This window comes from Vibrio sp. 2304 (genome assembly GCF_033339475.1).
GTDB lineage: Bacteria > Pseudomonadota > Gammaproteobacteria > Enterobacterales > Vibrionaceae > Vibrio > Vibrio alginolyticus.
The window spans coordinates 1-1,547 of the sequence record NZ_JAWOUQ010000038.1; the positions used below are offsets into that span (position 1 = coordinate 1).

Sequence of the window (1,547 nt, forward strand, 5' to 3'; positions counted from 1 at the left end):
AAACTTAACAATACTAATAATATCCTTTTTACGATTTTCATATGTCTGTACTCCTATCTGGTTAAATTACCGCTAACACCTGAATTAAGCCGCGCCGCGAAGCGGCGTCGGCTTGAATGAGTTGTTAGGCAACACCGCGCTTTCTCTCGAAGGCTTGTCGTGTTTGAACCATGTAAACCGCCGGCCCGTCAGGCGTGGTGATGATCTTCTCCCGCACGAATCCTGCCTTCTCATAGCAGCGTATGGCTCGATGGTTGTTCGGAGTCGGGTCGGTCTGAATCTTCGTCACGGTGGGGTCCGAGAACAGTAGTTCAACGAGAGCGCGGACAAGCCTTGTTCCTAGGCCTTTGTTCAACTGTGTCGGGTCAGCCAGAGACTGGTCTATTCCTCGCACTCCTGGATCAGTTTCATCTTCCCACCAGCCATCACCGCTTCCGAGCGCGACGTACGACTGAGCATAGCCGATCGGTTCCTCGCCCAGCATTGCGATGTACGGTGTTACGGACTCTTCCGCCATCGCTCTGGGCAGGTAGTGTTCCAGCACTTCATCAAGAGTCGGTCGCTCTTCGTCACCACCCCACCACTCAACGATGTGCGGCCGGTTGAGCCAATCATGGAGCATCGGCAGGTCGCGCTCGGTCATGAGGCGAAGAGTTATGGGGGGGGTGCTCGCGGCCTTGCGGCCCATGGCTCGCTGCTGTTCGGCAAAGCGGGCCTGTCGTATAGCGTTAGGGGTGGCCAGCAGGTTGCCGGTACGCTTGTCGTGTTGGTCTTTCATCTCAAACCCTCCATTAGAGCTAACAGTATACCACCAGTTAGCGCTAACGCAAGCATTACATACTTAAATCTGGCCCCCGACTGCGCTGCTTCTGGGTCTGCTTCGCCAGCTCGGCGCGGGCCTCCTGCACCTGCGGCAGCTCCATCACTTTCTGTACCGTGCGCTTGATGTAATCGGCCTCATGGCCTGCCTTGCGCTCCATGATCGCGGGGCTGGCCTCGGCCATGGCCTTGGCGATCTCGTCCGGCTCCCGGCCCTTGCTGGCCAGCTTCATAGCCGCAATGAAGTCGCACTTGCTGAGGTCGTCACCGAAGCGTTTGACCAACCCGGCCATTTCGCTGCGGTAGTCGTCCACGGCGCTGCGGCGATACCGGCGCACACTCCGCGGGGCGGTGATCTCGGCCAGTCGTGCCGTCCGTTCCTGTTGGCGCTTAATGCTGTCCAGCACCTGCCCGGCCTGCTGCATCAGCTCCGGCCCTGCGGTGGCGGTCTTGCCCTTGGATTCACGCAGCAGCACCCACGGCTGATAACCGGTGCGGGTGGTGTGCTTGTCCTTGCGGTTGGTGAAGCCCGCCAAGCGACCATAGTGGCGGCTGTCGGCGCTGGCCGGGTCGGCGTCGTACTCGCGGGCCAGCTTCCGGGCGATTACGCCCCTGTGACCTGCTGGGGCGTCCTGAGCCACTTTTACCCATGCCTGATAGTTCTTGGGGCTGGTCTCCACGATCAGCGCCGGCTCCCGGCCCTCGGCTTTCATGTCATCCAAGTCGAA

The 1,547-nt window shown here is 59.7% G+C and carries 2 protein-coding genes; both read right to left on the reverse strand.

The window, feature by feature from the left end; all coding sequences use genetic code 11:
• Positions 1–124: 124 nt before the first annotated feature.
• Complete coding sequence (locus R7P64_RS24080; protein WP_112928758.1) at positions 125–688, reverse strand: AacA4 family aminoglycoside N(6')-acetyltransferase; 564 nt, start codon at positions 686–688, stop codon at positions 125–127.
• A 145-nt stretch (positions 689–833) separates the two neighbouring features.
• A partial coding sequence (locus R7P64_RS24085; RefSeq protein WP_318124111.1) for a DNA-primase RepB domain-containing protein occupies positions 834–1,547 on the reverse strand: 714 nt, incomplete at its 5' end.